General features: G+C 65.7%; 18 protein-coding genes, 1 tRNA gene, 1 pseudogene and 1 riboswitch. Of the genes and pseudogenes, 11 read left to right on the forward strand and 9 right to left on the reverse strand.

The genetic code is table 11. The annotated features are described in order from the left end of the window. Positions 1-146: 146 nt before the first annotated feature. A complete protein-coding gene (locus tag M9979_RS03860) occupies positions 147-1391 on the reverse strand; it encodes an MFS transporter (RefSeq protein ID WP_254288019.1) in 1245 nt (414 codons plus the stop codon). Between the two features lie 283 nt (positions 1392-1674). Here M9979_RS03860 and M9979_RS03865 point away from each other — a divergent pair, with 283 nt between their 5' ends. Together M9979_RS03865 and M9979_RS03870 are read left to right on the forward strand one after the other, a co-directional pair. Then, positions 1675-2547 (forward strand): SMP-30/gluconolactonase/LRE family protein, encoded by an 873-nt coding sequence (locus M9979_RS03865; RefSeq protein ID WP_254288020.1) that lies wholly within the window; start codon positions 1675-1677, stop codon positions 2545-2547. Beyond that, positions 2480-3493, forward strand: a complete 1014-nt coding sequence (locus M9979_RS03870; RefSeq protein ID WP_254288021.1) for an SDR family oxidoreductase — start codon at positions 2480-2482, stop codon at positions 3491-3493. The genes M9979_RS03865 and M9979_RS03870 overlap by 68 nt, the downstream gene beginning before the upstream one ends. Before the next feature lie 31 nt (positions 3494-3524). Here M9979_RS03870 and M9979_RS03875 read toward each other — a convergent pair whose 3' ends face one another. Both M9979_RS03875 and M9979_RS03880 read right to left on the reverse strand, forming a co-directional pair. After that, positions 3525-4223: a TetR/AcrR family transcriptional regulator gene (locus tag M9979_RS03875; protein ID WP_254288022.1), complete on the reverse strand. Its 699-nt coding sequence runs from the start codon at positions 4221-4223 to the stop codon at positions 3525-3527. A 164-nt stretch (positions 4224-4387) separates the two neighbouring features. Continuing rightward, positions 4388-5683: an alanine racemase gene (locus tag M9979_RS03880; protein ID WP_277998383.1), complete on the reverse strand. Its 1296-nt coding sequence runs from the start codon at positions 5681-5683 to the stop codon at positions 4388-4390. Positions 5684-5915: 232 nt separating this feature from the next. On the opposite strand from M9979_RS03880, the gene M9979_RS03885 reads away from it, so the two are divergent. From M9979_RS03885 to M9979_RS03895, 3 genes are all read left to right on the forward strand, one after another. Then, positions 5916-6587, forward strand: a complete 672-nt coding sequence (locus tag M9979_RS03885; protein WP_254288024.1) for a TetR/AcrR family transcriptional regulator — start codon at positions 5916-5918, stop codon at positions 6585-6587. Positions 6588-6680: 93 nt separating this feature from the next. Continuing rightward, positions 6681-7070 (forward strand): nuclear transport factor 2 family protein, encoded by a 390-nt coding sequence (locus M9979_RS03890; RefSeq protein ID WP_254288025.1) that lies wholly within the window; start codon positions 6681-6683, stop codon positions 7068-7070. A 19-nt stretch (positions 7071-7089) separates the two neighbouring features. After that, a complete protein-coding gene (locus tag M9979_RS03895) occupies positions 7090-7563 on the forward strand; it encodes a RidA family protein (protein ID WP_254288026.1) in 474 nt (157 codons plus the stop codon). A 63-nt stretch (positions 7564-7626) separates the two neighbouring features. Here M9979_RS03895 and M9979_RS03900 read toward each other — a convergent pair whose 3' ends face one another. Beyond that, positions 7627-8415 carry an HpcH/HpaI aldolase family protein gene (locus tag M9979_RS03900; protein WP_254288027.1) on the reverse strand — a complete coding sequence of 263 codons (789 nt, stop codon included), beginning with the start codon at positions 8413-8415 and terminating at the stop codon, positions 7627-7629. A gap of 248 nt (positions 8416-8663) precedes the next feature. On the opposite strand from M9979_RS03900, the gene M9979_RS03905 reads away from it, so the two are divergent. The 6 genes and pseudogenes from M9979_RS03905 to M9979_RS03930 all read left to right on the forward strand — a co-directional run bounded on the left by M9979_RS03905 (position 8664) and on the right by M9979_RS03930 (position 16221). After that, positions 8664-11846 (forward strand): bifunctional cytochrome P450/NADPH--P450 reductase, encoded by a 3183-nt coding sequence (locus M9979_RS03905; RefSeq protein ID WP_254288028.1) that lies wholly within the window; start codon positions 8664-8666, stop codon positions 11844-11846. Positions 11847-11855: 9 nt separating this feature from the next. Continuing rightward, on the forward strand, positions 11856-12539 hold the full coding sequence (locus M9979_RS03910) for a TetR/AcrR family transcriptional regulator (protein ID WP_254288029.1): 684 nt from the start codon (positions 11856-11858) through the stop codon (positions 12537-12539). A gap of 247 nt (positions 12540-12786) precedes the next feature. Then, positions 12787-12987, forward strand: a pseudogene (locus M9979_RS03915) (transposase); the annotation flags it as partial. A 63-nt stretch (positions 12988-13050) separates the two neighbouring features. Further along, a riboswitch (cobalamin riboswitch) is annotated at positions 13051-13272 on the forward strand. 117 nt (positions 13273-13389) lie between these two features. Then, positions 13390-14373, forward strand: a complete 984-nt coding sequence (locus M9979_RS03920; protein WP_254288030.1) for a DUF1852 domain-containing protein — start codon at positions 13390-13392, stop codon at positions 14371-14373. 22 nt (positions 14374-14395) lie between these two features. Then, on the forward strand, positions 14396-15427 hold the full coding sequence (locus tag M9979_RS03925) for a methionine synthase (protein ID WP_254288031.1): 1032 nt from the start codon (positions 14396-14398) through the stop codon (positions 15425-15427). Between the two features lie 53 nt (positions 15428-15480). After that, a complete protein-coding gene (locus M9979_RS03930; protein WP_254288032.1) occupies positions 15481-16221 on the forward strand; it encodes an acyl-CoA thioesterase in 741 nt (246 codons plus the stop codon). Between the two features lie 188 nt (positions 16222-16409). On the opposite strand, the gene M9979_RS03935 is transcribed toward M9979_RS03930, so the two are convergent. From M9979_RS03935 to M9979_RS03955, 5 genes are all read right to left on the reverse strand, one after another. Further along, positions 16410-17432 carry a cation:proton antiporter gene (locus M9979_RS03935; RefSeq protein WP_254288033.1) on the reverse strand — a complete coding sequence of 341 codons (1023 nt, stop codon included), beginning with the start codon at positions 17430-17432 and terminating at the stop codon, positions 16410-16412. A gap of 402 nt (positions 17433-17834) precedes the next feature. Beyond that, positions 17835-18305, reverse strand: a complete 471-nt coding sequence (locus M9979_RS03940; protein WP_254288034.1) for a DUF4126 domain-containing protein — start codon at positions 18303-18305, stop codon at positions 17835-17837. Between the two features lie 81 nt (positions 18306-18386). After that, positions 18387-20753 (reverse strand): membrane-bound PQQ-dependent dehydrogenase, glucose/quinate/shikimate family, encoded by a 2367-nt coding sequence (locus M9979_RS03945; protein ID WP_254288035.1) that lies wholly within the window; start codon positions 20751-20753, stop codon positions 18387-18389. A gap of 305 nt (positions 20754-21058) precedes the next feature. Continuing rightward, on the reverse strand, positions 21059-22675 hold the full coding sequence (locus M9979_RS03950) for a DUF6538 domain-containing protein (RefSeq protein WP_340689044.1): 1617 nt from the start codon (positions 22673-22675) through the stop codon (positions 21059-21061). Further along, positions 22631-22705: transfer RNA gene (locus tag M9979_RS03955), tRNA-Gly, on the reverse strand. Before M9979_RS03955 ends, M9979_RS03950 begins: the two co-directional genes overlap by 45 nt. Positions 22706-22739: the final 34 nt, after the last annotated feature.

Raw genomic sequence — 22739 nt, forward strand, 5'->3', positions numbered from 1 at the left:
AAGGAAGCTAATAAAAACTATAGATAGCGCAAGTGGGAATCGTCCCGTGTGACATTTTTGATAGCGCCCGTGCCTCGATGGATACGTGGCAGTCCGCATATGTGCCGGCGATCCGCCCCTCGTGACGCAATGCGGATATGATAGCTCTAGCTATATATATCTCCACCGTCACCTTCTGCCGCGTCGCGCGGGGCGGGCCGACGGCGGTGCGCGAGGTGAAGGGGGGCGACGATCGCCAGCGCGACTGCCAGGAAGATAACGCATGCCGTCAGGGCGCCGCGCGAATCGCTCGACGTAACGAAGAACGAGCAGATGAACGGGCCGGTCGCCGCGCCGAACAGCTGAACGCCGGGCAGGACGATCGCGGCTCGGCGGCTCGGGTCCGACTCGATGACGAGGGGGAGTTGAAACGGCATCAGGAAAACCTGGAAGAAGCCGAACAGCGCGCCGGTCAGGATGAACGGCGTCGCCGCCAGGCGGAAATGCAGCGCGGCGATGACGATGGCATAGGCGACGAGGCAGATCAGGAGGGCGGTAAAGTAGCGCAGGCGCGCGCACAGGGTCGCAGCAATGCCGCCGGCGATCTCCGCGCCCAGAACGGCCGAGACGGCGATGCCGAGGGTCGCGGGCGACAGACCCGATTCGCTCGCCAGCAGGCCGAAATACGCGAACAGCCCAATCGCGAAGGCCGCCATCAGGAACACCGCGGCCAGCGCCGCGATGCCCGCCGGACCGGGGATCGGCGATGCACGATGCGTCGCGTGATCCGCGGTCAGCGGCGCGAAGGCATTGGGTAGCAGCGGGGTCATGGCGAGCGCGACCAGGGTCAGCGCGGCGAGCGCGGCGAACCCGCCGTCGGCACCGTGGCTCGCCATCAGCGTCACTGGCAGCACCGCGGCGAAGAGCAATTGCGTCGTGCATTGCAGCGTCAGGGAAGCGGCGGACCAGAATGCGGCGTTCGGCGCGCGCGCGACCATGCAAGCCGGCATCCATACCAGCAGCCCTTCGGCCACGCCGGCCATTCCGCGCGCAACGATGATCGATGTTCCGGACAAGCGCGAGACCAGCAGGTCCATGGCGATCACGACGATCGCGGCGATGGCGGCGATGAGGCGAAGGCGCACCGGGCGCAACAATGCGCCGGCGAGGCTCAGCACGGTCGCGAGCGTGAAGAACTCGGCGGTGGTGGCGAGCCCCAGCTGGGCGTTGGTCAGCCGTCCTTCGGCCACGAGGGCGCCGAGCAGGATCGGCTGAACGCCCGTGATCTCCATTCCGACGACAGCCAGAACGAGCAGCGCCGCCATCCCCAGCGGCTGTTCGCGCGGCCCCTTCCAGAACGCCGAAATCGAGGACGCTGCCACTGGCGGCAGGAGATCAGTCGTCGCGTCCATCCACACTCCCCATCCGATCGCGCAGACCGACCAAAGAAAATAGCAACAGCTATAATCGCCATTTGTACGATTCCGTCGGATGATGCCATGAAATGACTATAGAGCAAGGCCAATTATGCGGTAGGATGGCATGCTCGCTCACGCCTGGCGCAACCGGGCACGCGCCACGCCTCTCAACGGAAGGGCGTTAAAAATAGCTCTTGCTATATTATACCGATTGTCGAATGCTGATCGGACCTGAGGGCGCGCAGCGATGGGCGCCCAATCACGATGGGGCGGCAGGATGAGCACGTTGAAAAGGTTCAGGACGCTGGTCGATCGACCGCTCGGCGTCGGCGAAAGCCCGGTGTGGGATCATCGCTCGGGCGTGCTGTGGTTCATCGATATCGCCCGGCCGGCTATCTATCGCTGCGGTCCGAACGGCGAAGGCCTGACCGAATTCGCGACGCCGTCGACGGTGGGGAGCATCGGGCTCGCCGGATCGGCGGGGCTGGTCGCCGGATTGCGCGATGGCGTCCATCTCTTCGATCCGGACAATGGCACCTGGGACCGGCTTTGCGCGATCGAGGAGGATCGGCCCGAAAACCGGCTCAACGATGGGCGGGTCGGCCCGGACGGCGCGTTCTGGATCGGCACCATGTTCGAACATATGCCCTATCAGCCGACCGCGGCGCTCTATCGCGTCGCCCCCGATGGTGCGGTAAAGACGATCCGAACCGACCTGCACGTGTCGAACGGCCTCGGCTGGAGCCCCGACGGGCGCCTCATGTACCACGTCGACAGCGTCGTGCCCGAGATCGACGTCTATGACTTCGATCCGGCCACCGGGGATTTTTCCGCCACGCGCGTCCTGACGGCGTTCAATGCCGCTATCGGCCATCCCGACGGCGCGGCCGTCGATGCGCAGGGACATTATTGGAGCGCCGGCGTATCGGCCGGACGCCTCAATCGGTTTGCGCCGGACGGAACGCTGGTCGAAAGCATCGAATTGCCCGTCCCCTGGCCGACCATGCCCTGTTTCGGGGGCGAGAACCTGCGAACGCTGTATCTCACCTCGATGAGCCATGATGGCGCCGAAGGCAGTCTGATTGCGATCGACGTCGAGGTTCCTGGCATCCGCGCCGACATCTTCGGTCAGAGCGCCCGGCAAGGCTGATCGGCACGCCGACGGCGATTGTGTCCGCACCACCGACATCCGGGCGGCAGTTCGGGGTCAAGTCCCGGACGTCTGCCCCCCTTTCGTCACCGATCGCATCCGCGATCGTCATCACCCGGAGTTAACGATGCCAAGGAAGATCAGGCCCAAGACCATTCTCATCACGGGCGGCGCCAGCGGAATCGGTGCCGAGACCGCCCGGCTGGCCGCGCGGAAAGGCCATCGCATCGCCGTGTCGGACGTCGATCTGGCCGGCGCGAAGGCGATCGCCGACGAACTGGGTGGCGGATCCTTTGCGCTGCCGCTCGACATCACGAACGCCGCGCAGTGGGAGAAAGCGCTCGACACCGTCTGGAAGACGTTCGACGGCCTCGACGTTCTCATCAACAATGCGGGCGTGGTCCATCCCGGCAATGCGCGCAGCGTCGACAATGCCGGCCATCAGCGGACGATCGACATCAATTTCATGGGTCCCCTCAAGGGAATGCTGGCGGTCTTTCCGCGCATGCTGGCGCAGGGCCACGGGCAATTGGTGACCGTATGCAGCATGTCGGCCTTCCTCCCTTCGCCGGGCCTCGCCAGCTATTCGGCATCCAAGCACGCACTCCGCGCGTTTCACCACGCGATGGGGATGGAGGAACGAAAAGGTCCGATCAAGTTCACCATCGTCCATCCGACCGCCACCGAGACGCCGATGCTGGAGCAGGAGGCGCAGAACGATGATACCGCACTCGCCTTCGCGGCCTCGCCGGTCACGCCGCAATATGTCGCCGAGGTGATCGTGGACGCCATGGAGAAGGCGAAGCTCGAGGTGTTCATGCCGCAGGACCGGGCACGCTGGATTCGCAATATCGGAACGAATGCGCAGATGCTTCGCAAGCTTGCCGATCCTGGCATCGAAGCAGGGGTCGCGGCGCTGAACGCCCGCCGCGCGGCGAAGGGCTGACGCGTTCGGATAAGGTGACGGCCGCCCCGGTTCAGCCGGCGGCGGCCGGCGTCGTTCGATCCGCCGCCACCGATCGGTCCGCTGGCGCGGGATCGGTCATGCGGCGCGTGATCGGCGCCTCGACGATCCGCGCGACCTCGTGAAACAGGAGATCGTGCGGGATCAGGTCTTCCTCCATCGCCAGTTCGTCGACGATCCAGCCGATCTCCACCCATATGCGGATGCGCGACCACATCAGCTCGCGGTCCATCTGCGGCAGGATATGGCTGTAGAGCGCCATCAGCCGATCGGTGGTCTCGCGCTGCGATTCGACACGGATATGGGCGAGGATCGGCATGGCGCGGAGCGCGCGCATCGTCCACATCGCCCCCGGCTCGGTCGCAACGATCTCGGCGGCCTTGCGATACCAGTCGGCGATCGACGTCGCCGGCTTGTCGAGCAGGACGCCGCTGCGGTTTTCGAGCAGCCAGACCGCGAAGGCGTCGTTCTGCCGCTGCAGCAGGCGGAGCGCCAACACCTCGACGATCTCGTGCTTGTCCTTGAAATAGCGGTACAGCGCGGGCGGGGTCAGCTTCGCACGCTTGCAGATCGCATTGGTGGTCAGCTTCTCGAACCCGATCTCGCCGAGCAGCTCGCCCGCGCTCGCGATCAACCGTTCATAGGTCGCGGCCGCCTTCTTGCCGGTCGGCGGCACGGGCACGATGCGCGCCGGGGTACTAGCAATGGCCATCGCCGTGCCATCCCCGGTCCGATCCCCTGATGAAGCCCGCTTCAAACAAAATCCCCGCTCGTCGTCTCATGCGCTGGCGAGCGGCCATTATCCCGCTGTCGGCGCCCTTCGCAAGCGGCGCGGCGCGATACCGTCATTCAGGCGTCATCCGGGCCGTCCCCGTGTCAGAAATAGGTGCGGATCGCCCCGATGACGTCATAGGCGTCGTCGGTTCGATAGAGGACGCGCCATTTGTCGAAGGTCAGGCAGGGGTGCGAGATACCGAAGGCCACCATGTCGCCGACCGCGAGCGGCGAGTCGGACGGGACGTCGAGAAAGGCGTGCTGGTCGTTGAGCGCGACGACGCGGTGATCCGCCGGCATCGGCGCCGGGACGGTGCCGGCCCTGCCGTCAGGTCGATGCCAGGACAGCGGCACCGGCAGATCGTCGTAGGAGGCATCCCGCTTGCCGAGCGCCGCGATGATGCGAGTCGGCTCGGGCCGCGACTGGACATAGGCCCAGACCTCCAGCGCATGCTCCATCGGCCCCAGCCCAGCCGCCGTCGGCGAGCGCCCGGCGAGCAGTTCCAGCGACTTTTCATATACGACCGAATCGTGCGTGATGTAGCAGCCGCTGCGCAGCAGGATGCACGTCGGCGCACCGATGCGCACGCGACTCAGCTCGTCCGCGACCATGTCGAAATAGGCGGTGCCCCCCGCCGTCAGCAGCACCGTACCGTCCGCGAACAGACCCTCCGCATCGCAGGCGCCGGCGACCGCGGCGATGCGATCCATGAAGGTCTCGACGATCGCGGTCCGCTGGTCGGCGGGCGCTCCCCAGACGATGCCCTCGAACCCCTCCACGCCGCGCAGCGCCAGGTGCGGCGACGCGGCGATCGCGCGCGCCACCGCCATCGCTTCCTCATGGGTGCGGCAGCCGGTGCGTCCGCCGGCGAGCCCCAATTCGACGAGTACCCCCATCGGCCTTCGTGCGCCTGCCCGTTCGCCGCCCGCCACAAGCTGCGCGACGTTCTCGACCGAATCGGCGATGCAATAGAGGTCGAGATCGGCATCCTCCGCCAGCGCCCGGAACACCTGGTCGATCGCCGCGCGCCCGACGATCTGATTGGCGACGAAGATGCGGCGATGCCCGAAATGGCGGGCGACGCGGATTTGATGCGGCGTGGAGACGGTGATCCCCCACGCCCCGTCGGCGATCTGCAGATCGTAGATGAACGGTGCCATGGTCGTCTTGCCGTGCGGTGCGATGGCGGTGCCGGTCAGCGCCAGAAAGTCCCGCATCCAAGCGCTGTTGCGCCGCAGCGCCGTATCCCGGATGACGGCGACCGGGAGCGGGAGATCTTCGCGCAGGATGTTAAAGCCGCGCTCGCCGATCGCGGCAAGCGGCGTGACCGACCCGTCGCCGGGTGCCCCCTTGTCCAGGTCCGTGAGAGGCGCCTCGGCCCGGTCTTGCTCGCTCATCGATCGTCACCCATCGCATCGGCCCGTCGCCGCCCGACAAATAATATAGCATAAACTATATGCATCAACCGGAATAATCGGCGACAGGCCAATGCATTGTGCCCGGACTTGCGCCGCGCTCGCCTTGTGCGCTAGTCGTCCTACGCGGGCAGACGGCAAGGCGCGGTCGCCCGGTTGATCGGGACGATTCGGGACATCGATGGCCATTTCCAAGGTGCGGAAGGAGATCGGTGTGGTATCGCGCGCCCCGTTCGGTGAGAGCGGTTGGGCGACCGAACTGAAACGCTCGCGCATCAAGCGGGAGCCGCCGACCGCGGGACGTGGCCTCGACACGTTCGATCGCATCCTCGCCTCCGCTGCGGAACTACTGGGCGAGGTCGGATTCGAACGGATGTCGACGAACGACGTCTGCGGACGGGCGGAGATCACGCCGCCCGCGCTCTACCATTATTTCTACGACAAGTACGATATTCTCGAGGAACTGGCACTCCGGTTGCTCAAGCGGCAGAATGACGCATTCCACGCCTGGCTGTCGGGCAGCGGTATCGACGGCGATACGGAAGCGCGGGTCGCTTCGCTCGCCCGGTGGTTTCGCATCGCAGCCGAGGTGACCGGGGCGACGCCGGGATCGCTGTCCATCCTGCGCGCGCTGCGTGCGCTGCCGGGCCTGGCGCATATCCGGCTGGCGTCGCAACGCATGCTGTCCGATCAGCTGTGCGACATCTATATGCGGCTCAACCCCGCGAGCGACCGGCAGATCGTCTGGTGCCGGATGCGGATATCCTGCGAGTTCGGCTATATGGTCGACGAGATGGCGCTGGAGGAGGGCCGCATCGCCAATGACGTCCTCTTCAGCACGGTGGCGTCGATGCTCGTGGAGACGCCTCCGAGCGATGCCGTATAATATAGATATTGCTATATTCCTGATGGGCGAATAGCCTCACGGGCGTGCCGGCAGCGTGGCGGTACATGCGTGGATGCTGGAGCCTGACCGACGATGACCCAGAATGCGACGGACGTATTGAAGCTTGCCGACGGCCTGTTCGCGGCGGTGGAAGCGGGCGATGCGGAGGCGGCACGCGCCTATTATGCGCCCGATGCGACGATCTGGCACAATGTCGACTACAAGGACCAGAGCGTCGACGAGTGCGTCCGGAATTTCGCGCTGCTCAAACGATTGCTGCCCGACCAGAAGCTCAAGATCCTTCGGCGGCAGGTGACGGACGACGGTTTCATCCAGCAGGATCTGCTGGAGGCGACGCTGCCGGACGGCACGCCTTATCGCCTGTCCGCCTGTCTCGTCGTGTCGGTGCGTGACGGCCTGATCACCCGCGTCGAGGAATATCTCGACTCCGCCGAGCTGCAGCCCCTGGCCGCCTATGTCTGACCGGGCACCGGGACCGGCCGTGTCGCCGTTCGACGATGCGGCCATCGCCGCGCGACTGGCCGAGCTGGGATTGCAGATGCCCCCGCCGCCGCCGCCCAGCGCGAATTATGTCGGCGCGGTGCAGGAGGGGAAATTGCTCTTCGTGTCCGGGCAGGGACCGGTCTTCCCGGGCGGCTACCATCATGGCAAGGTCGGGGCGGAGGTCTCGATCGAGCAGGCCTATGAGCATGCACGGGTCACGACGCTCAACCTGCTGTCCGTCATGCGGCAGGAGCTCGGCTCGCTGTCGCGGGTGCGGCGCATTGTCAAGATTCTCGGCATGGTCAATGCGGCGCCCGACTTCGTGGCGCATCCGCTGGTCATCAACGGCTGCTCGGACCTGTTGGTCTCCCTTTTCGGGGAGCACGGGCGTCATGCGCGATCGGCCGTGGGCATGGGATCGCTGCCGGGACAGATCACGGTCGAGATCGAGCTGATCGCCGCGATCGACTAGCGCGATCGGCCGGCAGACGTCGACGGTCCGGACACGCGCTCTTCGGCGTGTCCGGACGAACGTTCAATAGGCCGACCGGGCGCCCGTCTCCGGCGTCTGGCGGGCGACGGCCAGCGCCGCGCCCGCGCCATGCAGCACGAAGCCGAGATCGCTGCCGACCGTGACCAGATGATAGCCCATCGCGACCATCCGCGCCGCATAGGCGGGGCTGGTGTTGTGCAGCGAAGCGATCTTGCCGCGCGCCGCGCAGGCGGCGATGACCCGCTCGTAAATCGCCAGGATCCGCTCTTCCTCCTGATCCATCACCGCCGGCAGGCCGAGCGACAGGCCGAGATCGCTGGGGCCGACATAGACGCCGCTGATCCCTTCGACGTCGAGAATCGCTTCCAGATTGTCGACGGCCTCCCCGGTCTCGATCTGCGGCAGGAGGAGCAGCTGGTCGTTGGCGCGGCCCTGGTATCCGGGTGCCGCATTGCTCAGCGGCCCGCGGACCGGACCGGTCGAACGCTGCCCGATCGGCGGATAAAGCGCGCCGCGCACCAGCGCCTGCGCATCCGCGACGGTGTTGACCATCGGGCAGATGATGCCCTGCGCCCCGGCGTCGAGCACCTTGCCCAGCACGCCGGGCTCGTTCCACGGAACGCGCACCATCGGCGTCACGCCATAGGCCTGCATCGCCATGAAGGCGCTGGTCGCGGTCGCATAATCCCACCAGCCATGCTGCATATCGATCGTCAGGCTGTCCCAGCCGAGCTGGGCGTAGCCTTCGATGCAGATCGGCGACGGGATCAGCGACCAGCCATTGTAACAGGCCCGGCCACCGGCCAGCCGCTGCTTCAGCGAATTGTTCAAGGCAATGCTCCTCTTCTAGCGCGACCGGAGCGGCTTCGGATCGCCCGTAGGACCACGCGACATCGATAGAGCATGAAAAAAGCAAATGTAGCAATAGCTATATTATGTGTTGGGCATATCGGTTGGTCAGGACGCGCCGGACCGTCGGATGGCGCTTCGGCGAACGCGAAGGAGCCACGGGATTCGATTGAAAAGTCGAGCATTGCTCGATATGGAGCCCGTCGCCAACCACAGCCTGGGCGAGAGACATGTCGTCGTCATTTCCGAAGCCGCCAACCATTCCCGTGCTCGGCCATCTGCTGATGGTCGACGCCGACGCGCCGACCCAGAGCGTGGCCGACATCGCGATGAAGCAGGGCCCGGTCTTCGAACTGCAGATGCTCGACCAGCGGATGATTATCGTGACGGGGCAGACGCTGGTCGACGAATTGTGCGACGAGCGGCGGTTCGGCAAGCTGGTCCACAATGCGTTGCGCCGGCTTCGGCCGGCGGTGGGCGACGGCCTGTTCACCGCCGATGGCGACGATCCGAACTGGACGCTCGCGCACCGCATCCTGATGCCCGCCTTCGGCCCACTCGGCATCCAGGAAATGCTCGGCAAGATGCTCGACATCGCCGGCCAGATGTTCGACCGGTGGGACCGGTTCGGGGAAGGCACGGAGATCGACGTCGCCGATGCGATGACCCGCCTGACGCTCGATACGCTGGCGCTTTGTGCCTTCGATTTCCGGTTCAACAGCTTCTACCGCGACGAGATGCACCCGTTCATCGGCGGCATGGTGGGCGCGTTGCTGGAGGCCGCTGCGCAGGAACGCCGGCCCGATTTCGTCACGCGTGCGATGATCCCGACCCGCCGCCGGTTCGAGCGGGACATCGCCGTCATGCATGAACTGGCCGACACCCTGCTGGCGCAGCGTCGGCGGGAGGACATGGTCGGCACGCGGGGCGACCTGCTCGATACGATGCTGATCGGCACCAACCCGCAAACCGGGGAACGGCTGTCGGACGAGAATATCCGCTTTCAGCTCGTCACCTTCCTGATCGCGGGCCACGAGACGACGAGCGGGCTGCTGTCGTTCGCGGTCCATCTATTGCTCAAGAATCCGGCGGTGCTGGAGGAAGCCCGCGCGGTCGTGGATGCGACGCTCGGCACGCGGACCCCGACGATCGACGATCTCGCCCGGATGCGGTTCATCGAGCAGGTCCTGATGGAAACGCTCCGCCTCTGGCCGACCGCACCGGCCTTCGCGGTCACCCCACACGAACCGACGACGCTGGGCGGCATCTACCCGGTGGTGCCCGGTGACGAGCTGATGGTCATCCTTCCGGCGCTGCATCGCGATCCGACCGTCTGGGGCTCCGATGCCGAGGCCTTTCGTCCCGAACGCTTCGCCGACGGCGCGGCGGCCGCGCTGCCGCCCAACGCATGGAAGCCGTTCGGCAACGGCCAGCGGGCGTGCATCGGGCGTGGTTTCGCGATGCAGGAGGCGCAGCTGGTGCTGGCGATGATGCTGCAGCGCTTCGACATCATCGCTGCCGATGACGACTATGCGCTCAAGGTGGTCGAAACGCTGACCATGAAGCCGGAAGGGCTGCGTATTCGGGTGCGGCCGCGCCTGCGCCGCGACCAGATCCTGCCGGCCGCGGCCGATCGGGCCGTGTCGGCGGCATCGGCGGCGGGGGCCGAAGCCCCGGATGCCGGGGACGGGACCGGGAAGGGGGCCGACGTGCCGCTGATGGTGCTCCACGGCGGGAATTCCGGCACGTGCGCCGCCTTCGCCCGGCGTATCGCCGCGGAGGGCGCGCAGGCGGGCTATGCCGTCACGACGGCATCGCTCGACGCCGGGGTCGATGCGCTGGCCGGACAGGCGGCGGTCGTCGTAGTAACTGCATCCTACGAAGGACAGCCGCCCGACAACGCCCGGCGATTCGTCGCCTGGCTCGACGCGCTGGCGCCGGCCAGCCTGAGCACGGTGCCGTTCGCGGTGCTCGGTTGCGGCAATCGTCAATGGGCGCGGACCTATCAGGCGGTGCCGATCCATATCGATCGCGCCCTGGCCGCGGCGGGAGCCGAGCGGATGATCGAACGCGGCGCGTGCGACGCCGCGGGCGACCTGAACGGCGCGGCGTCGGCCTGGATGGAGGCGCTGTGGACGGAGATGGGGCAAAGGTTCGGCAAGGCGGCTCCGACGGCAATAGCCGCCGTTCCGCTGATCCGGCTGCTGCCGCCCGCCGCGGGCGCGGCGTATCCCGATTTCGGAACGGCGATCTGCATCCGCAATTCCCGGATGGCGGACGGGGCCGAGGACGGACGGAGCGCGAAGCGTGAGATCGTCCTCGATCTGCCAGAGGGGGTGGCGTATCGCGCTGGCGACCATCTGGCCGTCATGCCGCGAAACCCGCCCGAGCTGGTGCGGCGCGCGCTGAAGCGCCTCGGCCTCGATGCGGAAAGCCGCGTCGTTCTGGAGGATGGCCGGGGGGCGGTCCTGCCCATTGGCGAGAACGATGTCGTGACGGCGGAGACGCTGTTCGCCCGCCTGGTCGAGCTGGAGAAACCGGTGACGCGAGAGCAGATCGGAGTGCTGCTAGGCCATACGTCGTGCCCGCCGGAACGACGCCGGCTCGAGGCGCTGCTGAATGGTCCGACGTATGAGACGGAGGTGATAGCCGCCCGCCGCGATATCGTCACCTTGCTGGAGGCGCTGCCGTCCTGCACGGTCGATCTGGCCGCGTTGCTCGGCGTCCTGTCGCCGATGGCGCCCCGCCGCTATTCGATCGCCTCATCGCCGCTGGTCGATCCACGGCGCTGTTCGCTGACCATCTCCGTGCTCGATGCGCCGGCGCATGAGGGCCCCGGGCGCCATCGTGGGCTTGCCTCGAACTATCTCGCCACGCGCGAGGCCGGGGACAGGATCGACGTTCGGCTGGTGAGTGGCACCGATGCCTTTCGCCTGCCCGTCGACCCGCGTGTCCCGATCGTGATGATCGCCGCCGGCAGCGGTATCGCGCCCTTCCGGGGGTTCATCGAGGAACGCCACGCCCGCAAGGCGGCGGGCGAGGCGGTCGGGCGCACGCTGCTGTTCTTCGGCTGCCGTCATCCCGAGGTGGATCTGCTCCATGATGCGGAACTGACCGCCTGGAGCGAACAGGGGATCGTCGAGCGTCGCAACGCCTTCTCACGCTGCGACGGATATGGCGCACGCTACGTTCAGGATGCGCTGCTTCGCGATCGGGACGACATCGTCGAGTTGATGGCGGCAGGCGGGCATCTCTATGTCTGCGGGAGCGCCGACACGCTGGTGCCCGCGGTGGAACACGCGCTGGTCGCGATCGCTGCGGCGGCGCTCAACCGGGACGAAGCCACCACGCGTCGTTGGCTGTCGCGCTCCATCGCCGGATCCGGGCGCTACGGCGTTGACGCCTTCGCCTGAGCGAGGCACGTGTCGCCGGCGAGGAGAGCATTTCTGGCGTCCCATTCCCCACCGCCCGTCGCGGCGCTCGATCCTCGCTCGACGCCCAAGCAGGAACGGAGCCGGCACCGCCAGCAACTTCTCCTCGACGCAGCCGAGATCATGGTTGCGGAAACCGGGCTGGAGGGGCTGTCGGTCCGTGAGATCGGCCGGCGGACAGGCATTCCCATCGCGTCGGTCTATCACTATTTTCCGTCTGCGGCGGCGATGATGCGTGCCCTCGCGCTTCGCCAGTTCGCCGATGTCGAACGCCTGATCGAGGCGCGTCTGGAGGAAGCAGGCGGGCTCCTGAGCGACCTTGCACGGGCGCCGTTGGTGGCCAGTGCGGTCATTGACGATCTGGCCCGATATCTCGACGAACGGCCTGGTGCGGCGGCGGTATGGGCGGCGCTGCGCTCGCATCCCGAACTACGCGCGGCCGCGCTGGCGGACGAGATTCACAAGGCGCGATCGCTGACTCCCGTCGTCGCGCCGATGCTGCATGAGAGCAGGACCGTCACGGCAGAGCATCTGGCACTGGTCATCATGGAGACCATCTCCGCCAACCTGATGTATGCGCGGGAGCTCGGTGTCGACCACCAGCGCCTGCACGTATCCGCGCTCAAGCTCTTCATCGAAGCCGGGCTGCGCGAATTGAGCGTTGCTCGCCGTTAGCCTGCTCGCGGGCGGGAACGCGGCGATGCGGACGCCTTTCCATTGCGAGCCTGACCTACGCGAGTTTTCTGGCGAGCGCGACGTTTGCGGGCACCGTGCGCTTCGTGCCTGGCGATGACGGTCGCTGTGCGGGTTTGCTGCTGCGCAGGGCTTTCTGATGGGAGGCTTGGACGTCCTCCCTGTTTTTTTATCCATCTTGAGTGAGAGTTTTCCGGCCCTTTCGAGCCCGCGGGCAAGGAGCTGGGACATGACGAAGTCGAGGTACACGGAAGAGCAGATCGCCTTTGCGCTGAAGCAGGCGGAGACGGGCACGCCGGTGGCGGAGGTCATCCGCCGGATGGGCGTGTCGGAGCAGACGTTCTACCGCTGGAAGAAGGTGTATGGCGGGCTAGGCGTCGGCGAGCTGCGGCGGGTCAAGCAGCTCGAGGACGAGAATCGCAAGCTCCGGAGCCGCCGATCGATCATATAAAGATATCTTTATATGATGGTTGACAGCGTCCATGCCGTGGTGTTGAACCAGCGCGTCGAGGTTCCTCATCCCAGGCATGGCGATGGGGCTAAGACGGGAAGCCGGTGACGCTCGTCGTGAGCGGAGTCCGGCGCTGCCCCCGCAACTGTAAGCGGTGAGCGGCGGCTCCCTCGTGTGTCACTGGACCTCGTAACAGGTTCGGGAAGGCCGGAGCCGACGTGTCGACCCGCGAGCCAGGAGACCTGCCTCCGACGCGATACGTTCCTCGGACGGGGGTTCCTCCGGTGGATCGCGCTTGGAGGAAGGCCTGCGGCTGGTGCCGTGGCCCGCCGATGCCTGCGCGTTCCCTCGACTCCCCTGCCCTACCATTGCAGGTGAGTCATGACGGACAACGATTTTACATTCTCGATCAGCCGCATTCGCTTCGACGAGGATTACCGTCCGGCCGACGGCACGCGCGCGACTACTAATTTCGCCAATCTCGCCCGTGGTGAGCGCCGGCAGGAGAACCTCCGCAACACGCTGAGGATGATCGACAACCGCTTCAACTCGCTCATGCACTGGGACAACCCGACCGGGGATCGCTACGCCGTCGAACTGTTCATCGTCTCCGTCGCGTTGGTCATGGCGGCGCGGAGCGATGAACACTTCCCGCTGATCGAGATCCTGGAGACCGCGATCGTCGACAAGCGCAGCGGCGAGCGCGTCGCCGGGATGGTCGGCAACAACTTCTCGTCCTACGTCCGCGACTATGACTTCAGCGTCGTCCTGCCGGACCACCTCCGGCAGCATCCGGGAACCGGCGTGCCGGACGGCTTCGGCGACCTGCACGGCAATCTCTTTAAGAGATTCCTGGGCTCGCCCGCGTATCGCGACAGTTTCGCCAAGCCGCCGGTGATCTGCCTCAGCGTCTCGAGCAAGGAAGTCTATCACCGGACCCCGAACGCGCATCCAATCCTCGGCGTCGAGTATCGCAACGGCGCGCCGTCCCCGACCGACGCCTACTTCGCCAAGATGGGGATGACGGTCCGCTACTTCATGCCTCCCCACGCCGTGGCACCGCTTGCATTCTACCACATCGGCGATCTGCCCGACGATTACACGCACCTGGAACTCGCGAGCACGGTCAGCACAATGGAGACGTTCCAAAAGATCTACCGCCCGGAGATCTACAACGCGAATTCGGTCGCGGCTTTGGACTACCGCCCCAGCCTGACCTTTCAGGATTTCTCGCTGACCCGCATCGTCTACGATCGCGAAGAGCGCAGTCGTCTGGCCGTCGAACAGGGCCGCTTCGCCGAAGAGCATTTCATCAAGCCGCACGCCGCCCTGCTCGCACAGTGGTCGGCGAGCTGCGCCCTCTGATCGCCAAGCAAGGTATTCCGACATGAAGACATTGTTGCCGACGACCACCGCGGGCAGCCTGCCCAAGCCTTCCTGGCTCGCTCAGCCGGAGGTGCTGTGGTCACCGTGGAGACTGGAGGGCGAGGAGCTCGCCGCGGCCAAGCGGGACGCGCTGCGCCTTGCCGTGGACGATCAGCGGCGAGCGGGGATCACCATCGTCGGCGACGGCGAGCAGACACGCCGGCACTTTGTGACGACCTTCGTGGAGCATCTCGGCGGGGTCGACTTCGAGAAGCGCGAGACCGTGCGCATCCGCAACCGCTACGACGCCAGCGTGCCGACCGTGATCGGCGCCGTGTCACGGCCCAAGCCTGTCTTTGTGGAGGACGCCCGGTTCCTGCGCGCGCAGACCGACCTGCCGATCAAATGGACGCTGCCCGGGCCCATGACGATAATCGACACGCTTCACGACGCCCATTACCGGAGCCGCGAGAAGCTGGCTTGGGAGTTCGCGCTGATCCTGAACCAGGAGGCGCGGGAGCTGGAAGCCGCCGGCGTGGACGTCATCCAGTTCGACGAACCGGCGTTCAACGTCTTTTTCGACGAGGCGAACGACTGGGGCATCGCCACGCTGGAGAAAGCGGCGGAAGGGCTCAAGGCCGAGACGGCGGTCCACATCTGCTACGGCTATGGCATCAAGGCCAACACCGAGTGGAAGAAGACGCTCGGGTCGGAATGGCGCCAGTACGAGCGGACCTTCCCCAACCTGCAGACGTCCAGCATCGATATCATCTCGCTCGAATGTCAAAACTCCCGCGTGCCGATGGAGCTGATCGAGCTGGTTCGCGGGAAGAAAGTGATGGTTGGCGCGATCGACGTGGCGACTGACTGCGTGGAGACGCCGGAGGAGGTTGCCGCCACGCTGCGGAACGCGCTTCGCTTCGTCGATGCGGACAAGCTCCTCCCCGCCACCAATTGCGGCATGGCGCCGCTGGCGCGCGACGTCGCGACTGCGAAGCTGAAAGCATTAGGCGCGGGCGCGGCGCTGGTCCGTCAGGAGTTGGCAGCGGCATGACCGGACAGGCAAACCTTGGCGCGGCAGTCGTTACAGAGGCGTCCGGAGGCCCCGTGCAACTGATCGACATGGTGTTTCCGGGCGACACCAATCACCATGGCACGCTGTTCGGCGGCGTCGCGCTGGCCCATATGGACAAGGTCGCGTTTCTGGCCGCTTCGCGCCACGGTCGTGCACCCTTCGTCACCGCCGCATCCGAGAAGATCGACTTCGCAGCACCGGCGCGGGCCGGTGACCTGGTGGAGGTCACCGGTCAGGTGGTCCGGGTCGGTCGCAGCTCGCTCGATGTCGAGGTCGAGTTAGTGGCCGAAGCGCCGGTAACAGGCGAGCGGCGGCTGTGCACCCGGGGGCGCTTCACGCTGGTAGCGCAGAAGGGGCCGGACACCCGCCTGCCGTTGCCGCAGATCGGGGCAAGGGTGGACATTGATCATGGAATACTGCGCCTGGCCGACATGGTCTTTCCCGGACAGACCAATCACTATGGCACACTGTACGGTGGGGACGCCCTGAAGATGATGGGCAAAGCTGCCTTCATCGCCGCCACCCGGCACGCGCGCGCCGTCATCGTCATGGCCGCGTCCGATCGGATCGACTTCACCTCGCCGATCCGCGAGGGCGAAATGGTCGAGCTCGTCGCCGCGGTCCGCATGACCGGGCGCAGCTCGGTCCGGGTGGAAGTCGCCTTATCGGCGGAAAACTTGCTGTCCGGTGATCGAAGACACGCCGCCACTGCTCTGTTTACGATGGTCAGCGTCGGTCCCGATGGACGCTCAAGGCCGATCGCCGGCGAGTAGGACCCAGCTACGGATATCATGTGCATGGTATGCACTTTCCGGCTTCGGACATTCGTTCAGGCAAGCCCTCACCGGCGATCAAGCGATCCTCGACATCGCGAAACGCATTGCATGGTGCGATGAGATCATGAAATCTGACCCCATCTGCACGGTTATAAGCATGACCAGCCGACAGGTTGTTTCGACTTTCAAGCCTTCGCTGGCGCGGAGTCGCCCATCGCGAGTCGGACCTGCTCCTCCTCGAGGTCAAGTTCGCGGATGAGCGTGGCCAGCGTTTCGCCGTCGAGCTCGTCGCGGTGCTCGCGGAGGCGAACGCGGGCGTCATCGAGCGCGGCTAGACGGTCCTCCATGACGCTGCGCAGACGTTCCGGATCGACAGCGTGGCCGGCGTGCGCGGCCTTTTCCTCCGAATGTCTGACCTGTTCCAGGACATCACGTGTCTTGCTGCCCTGCGCACCGACACCGGCGATGGCTGCGGCGACGATCCCGCGGGCCTCGACCAGCGCGGGACTTGCGCGCTCGATCTCTGGTTCGCGCAGGTCGAACCACTGGATCAGCCATTTCAGCGTGATCCCCTGCAGCACCAGCGTCGACAGGATCGAGCAGAAGGCGAGGAAGACGATCAGATCGCGAAACTCGAAGTCGCTTGGCAGTGCGAGGGCCGCAGCCAGGCTCACGACACCCCGCATCCCAGTCCAGGCGATGATCGTCGGATAGCTGAGCGAGGGCGTGAATTTTCCGCCGCGGATCACCGCGACCACTGCCGTTGTGGGATAGAAGGTGGCGAACACCCAGACGAAGCGCGAGAGGATCAGCGTCGCCGACAGGCCAAGCCCCAGGGTCGCAAGTTGCCAGCCGCTGTAGTTGGTTAGGCGCGCCAGAATGCCATGCAGCTGCAGTCCGACCAACAGGAACACCAGACTGGCGAGCACGAATTCGACCAATTGCCAGGCGCTGGCGCCCTCGAGCCTCGTGGTGGCCGCGAGCTTTACCTGCGCCCGACCGATCAGTCCTCCGCATGCGACCGCGGCAAGAACGCCCGATCCCTCGATCCGCTCGGCGACCAGATAAGCGGCAAAGGCGGCGAGGAACGAGACGACGATTTCGAGATGTTTGTCCTTGAGCCGTCGCATCAGCCAGTTCGCACCCATGCCGGTCGCAAGGCCCACCGCGGTGCCGATCAGCGCGATCAACGCGAAGCCGCCTGCCATCGTCCCGAAACAGCGATGTTCACACTGTCATGGGTTCACGTGCTCGGCTCTCGTCAATACCGATGCCGGGGGGCGTTGCCGCAATCCGCTACAGCGCCGCGCTGGAACAGGAAGTGATTTCGATGCCGAGCACTGACCGAACCGCCGCGTTCCTTGACCCAGAGGCGGCCATTCAGCATGTTCCGAACTCTCCTCGGAGCCGGCCATTCGTTCATGTGCTCGGCTTAAGGGCTCCGAGCATCAACGCCGGCAGTTGTTCGGGCACACAGCGATGCTCATTGACATGGTGACGAGCCACCGCCCTTAACGCAGGCGCCGCTGATAGTCGCGAGGAAGGCAATCATGTGCGCCGGACCGCCATCGCCTTCCGGTTGTGCGATCGCTGCGGATCACCACTTGAGGTCACCGGGGAACACGGTTCGCGATCAGCGACGGGTTCGCGACGGCGAGCCCGCTGCCAAACACTACCGCATCCTCGACGAACCCGGTCGCGGTCTGGCCGAAGCGTCGCATCCCCCACTTACGCGCGGCAAGCCCGGCGTAGGACGAGGCAAGCGCGGCTCCCACTGCGATGGCGGCACCAAGAACCCGGCGGTTACGTGCCGCGAGCGCGGCCCCGGCATAAGCGGCGGTGATGCCGCGAACGGCCAGACCGATCGGCACCGTGCGGTCGGGTGCGGTCTTCATCTTGTCGCCCGCCATCTCGGCCGCCGCGAGGGCGGCGGCTCCGACAGCTATTACTGGATTCAGCATGAGCTTTTGGAGCGGCAGGTCGGCCGTTACCTCTTCACGCCGCGTTGCGATAGCGATCACCGCCAGCGGCGTAATACCGCGCTGGCCAGCGACGAGACCGATGAGGAAGGATCGCAACATGGGCTTTTCTCCGATTAAGGCGGTAGGGAGACGCCGGATGCGCCGATGCGCGTCCAGCGTTTCGCGTTTCGCGCTCGATGGTCAGGTCTTGGGCAGGGCAAAGGCCAAAGTGTAATCGCCGTAGCGCGTCCCCAACGCGCCATGTCCGCCCGCCGTGATCACGACGTATTGCCGCCCGTCGCGCCCGCGATAGGTCATCGGCGTCGCCTGCGCTCCCGCCGGCAGCCGCGCTTTCCACACCACCTCGCCCGTGTTGAGATCGAAGGCGCGCAGATACTGATCCGTCGTCGCACCGATGAAGGCGAGCCCGCCCGCTGTGATGATCGAACCACCGAGATTGGGAACGCCGGTCTTGATCGGGACGCCAAGGTGCGATCCGAACAGCCCTGTATCGCGCGCTGTCCCAAGCACCTTGCGCCACACCACCTTGCGCGTGCCGAGATCGACCGCAGTCAGATGCCCCCAGGGCGGCGCAACGCAGGGCGCGCCGAAGATGCCGACCCAGGCCTTCACCACCGCGACATAGGGGGTGTTATACTGGGTCTGCAGCTGCGCCTGCATGGCGTTCTCGCCGCCCTGTTTCTGCTTCATCATCGGCTCGACCCGCGGATCGTCGCGGCGCATCAGCCACAGCTTGAACGGCATCTCCATCGTGTTGACGGTCATCACCCCGCGCACCGGATCGACTGCCGCGCCGCCCCAGTCGGTGACGCCGTCAAAGGCCGGGTGGCCGATGATTGGTTTCAGCCCCATCGGCTGGTAGATGCCGGTACCCTGCGCGCGACGGATGTCGATCCGGCAGAAGAGCTGGTCGATCGGCGTCGCGCCCCAGGTGGCGACCTCGGTCGGTGCCGGCGGGGTGAAGCTCGGCATGCCGGTCGAGAACGGCTGTGTCGGTGAGACCCGGACGCCCGGGGTGGCTCCGTCGGTCCGCACCGGCCGTTCGGCGATCGCGGCAAGCGGTGCGCCGGTCAGGCGGTTCAGGAAGAAGACCTGCCCCATCTTGGTGGTCTGAATCAGTGCCGGGACTACCTGACCGTTTGGCGCGCGATAGTCGAACAGCGACGGACCGATTGGCAGGTCCATGTCCCACATGTCGCGGTGGACCAGCTGCCGCGTCCAGCGCAGCTTGCCGGTCGCGATGTCGAGCGCGACAACAGAAGAGCCGAAGCGATCGTCGAACGACCGGCGGTAACCGATCCAGTAATCGGGCGAGGCATTACCCGTGCCGAGATAGACGAGGCCGTTGGCGGCGTCGGCGGTGATCGCGCCCCAGACATTGGGCGTGCCCCGCGTGTAGGTCTGCCCCTCCGGCAACGGCGCGATCGCGTCCTGCGAGCGGCCGACGTCCCATGCCCAGACGGGCGCGCCCGAAACCGGATCATAGGCCCGCACCACGCCTGACGGGATGTCGCGATTGACGTTGTCGATAATCCGCTCGCCGATGATCAGCCGGTTGTTGACGACGACCGGCGGCGTGGTGCCGATCTGATCCGACGGTTTAGACGTCCCCATGTTGGTCCGCAGATCGATCGCCCCGCCCTGGGCGAAGCTTGGGCATGGCCGCCCAGTCTCGGCGTCGAGCGCCACCAGCCGCGCGTTGAAGGTCGGCGCGAAGATGCGGCGTGGGCACGGCGTTCCCGCCGGCGCCTCGAAATAGGTGACCCCACGGCAGACCAGGTAGTTGTTGCCGGCGATGGGCGCGTCCTCGTGCCAGCTCCACTTCGTCTTGCCGGTGGTCGCGTCGATCGCCTGGACGAAGGAGTGCGGCGTACACGTGTAGAGCGTGTCGCCGATATGAATCGGCGTCGCCTCGGAATGATATTCCCGTTTGTGCTCCTGCGTCTCGGCCGGCATCGGCAAGTCGCCGGTGCGCTGCGTCCAAGCCAGCTGCAGTCGCCCGACGTTCTGCGGCGTGATGTCGGCGAGCGCCGAATAGCGCCGGCCTGACAGGGTGCCGCCATAATCGCGCCAGTCGCTGTCGGCCTCGCCGATCGGCGCCGGCGCGATGGGGGTTGCGGCCGACGCGCTCTGCGCTTCCACGCCCTCACCGCGCAGCGTCAGCCCAGCCAGGCCTGCCACGACCAGCGCCGCCGCGACCACGAGCACGGCGTGCGCGCGCGATGGCCGGGCCCAAGCTCGCCAGCCGGTCAGCAGCACCAGGATCAGCAACACCGTCGGCGCGACCACGCGCGGCACCAGCTGCAGCCCGTCGAGCCCGACCTCCCACAGCGCCCAGACCAGCGTCCCGAACCAGACTGCCAGGAATAGCCAGCGCCCCAGCGGGCTGCCCCGCCCGAGCAGCGCACCGCTTGCCACCATCACAGTGCCGACGACGAGGTAATAGGGCGAGCCGCCGATGGATGCGAGGACGCCCCCCGCCACCGCGAAGAACCCGCCGAGCAGGGCGATGACCCATGCTAGTACCAACCGATAGACTCGCGTCATCGTCTTACCCCTTCACGCCGTAGCCGCTGAACGCGCAGAAGGGACATAAGTCTCAGACGGAAAGGCCCGACATGCAGCCAACCCAGCTGATTAGGCGGCGCCAACTAGCTCCATTATCCAGCTTCGGCATCTGCGCCGGATCGAGCGATGGCGTTGGCGATTGTGCACGCACGAACGCAAGCGGCTAGGTGACCCATAATCGGCCGCTCGGCGCCCGCTTAGGCGTTTCCGAAAACGGCCGCTCGTTCACCATGGTCAGTGACGCCGAACATGGTCGGTCCGTTGCTCGCGACGACGCTCATCTGTTAGATGATGATGTGCAAATGAAAAAGATGGAGTGGGTGGAACCTGACGGCATTGATCGCTTCCGATAGGGTGCCAGCAGCATACCCGTTCCCGTAGTTGTCGGCGACCGCCGTGCCTCTGCCATCGGTTGTCCACCCACCCAGCAGCATGGCGATGTCGCGATCGATCTTGGCCTCACGCAACCCATCGCGGAAGTTGTGACGGAACGAGTGGAAGCAAGTTAGAGGTGCGGCGGCAGCGGCGTTTTCGAGGAAGCGCGAGAACCAGCGTGAAATGGCGGTAGAGCGGTAGCCCAGATGCCCGAAGGGAAGCTCAGGGAACAGGTTCGTTTCACCGCATAGGCGCTGAGATTCAACGAACGCCAGAAAGCCGCACCGGATCAGTTCGTCGTGAACCGGCACGATGCGCTCGCTGGCGTTCGTTTTCACGCGCTTCTCGTCGCCGGTCTGGCTGAGCCCGGAGGCCACGCGAAAGCACGAGATGCCGTCGATCAGCCGGATGTCGGAGACCTCAAGCTGGCAAATCTCATTGAGCCGCAGGCCGCTGAACAGCGCGATCAGCGGCACCCAGAATCGAGCGCGGCGGGGGTGCTGGTCGCTGGGGACGGCATAGCCGTTCGCGTCATCCCGGCACCCGGTGTAAATCGGCGCATCGAAGATGCGGCGAAGCTGGTCGATCGAGAACGGGTTGCGCTTGTCGCGTTTCCTTACCGGGTCCGGGAGCTTCAGCCCCTTGAGCGGATTGCGATCGAGATAGCCTTCGTTCATCGCCCAGTTCATCACACCGCCGAACCGATTGATGTAGGCGTTGAGGTTTGCGGTGCTGATGAGGCGGCGCTCGCCCTTCGCCTTAGCGGCAGCGACTACCGCAGTGATCGTCATGTCTGGAAAGCGCTGATGTGCGCTTTTCGGCATCTCGCGCAGGAGTGCTACGAAGTCGCGACATCCCTCGCGTGTGATCCCACTGAGCGGCGTCTCCTCACCGAACACCTCAATGACCCATTTCCGGGTCGTGGCGTGCGCGATCTGGGTGCGCCTACTCCACTGATGCTTCGGGTCCGCGATGAAGCGATCGTAGACGTCGCCAATGGTGCGGGTGCTCGACGGCGAGAGCGGCACTGGCGGCTGCGCAGCAGCCGGGATCAACGCGATAGAAATCGCCGGATCGTTGACCGGGACATCGAGCAGCATGGGGTCGATAACGCGCCCGATCGAGCAACGCATTTTCTCGAACTCGGCTTCGACATCAGCGGCGATCCGATGGATGCGCCGGAGCGCCATTGCATAGCTGTCAGTGTCGAGCGAACGCCAGACTTCGCGCCCCTGCCAGACCGTCAGGAGGTCGGTCGGAACTCGTCGTCGGTAGTGAAAGATTCCGCGCTTCGAGCAGAGGCCAATCGGTCGATTGTGTAGACGCCTTGTGTAGAAGACCTGACGACGATTTCCTGAGCATTTACGAGGGGTTGAGACACCTCGACCGGCATCGTTGTGTAGACTATCGGTGGAGACGATCTTGGTGCTTGACCGTCGCTTCGACGGTTTCGCAAGGACTTCCAATGGGTTGGAAGTCGCTGGAGCGGGCGAAGGGATTCGAACCCTCGACCCCAACCTTGGCAAGGTTGTGCTCTACCCCTGAGCTACGCCCGCTCTGGCGCCGTGTTCCCGCGGCCGTGAAGGCCAC

This window comes from Sphingomonas liriopis (assembly GCF_024211255.1).
Classification (GTDB): domain Bacteria; phylum Pseudomonadota; class Alphaproteobacteria; order Sphingomonadales; family Sphingomonadaceae; genus Sphingomonas; species Sphingomonas liriopis.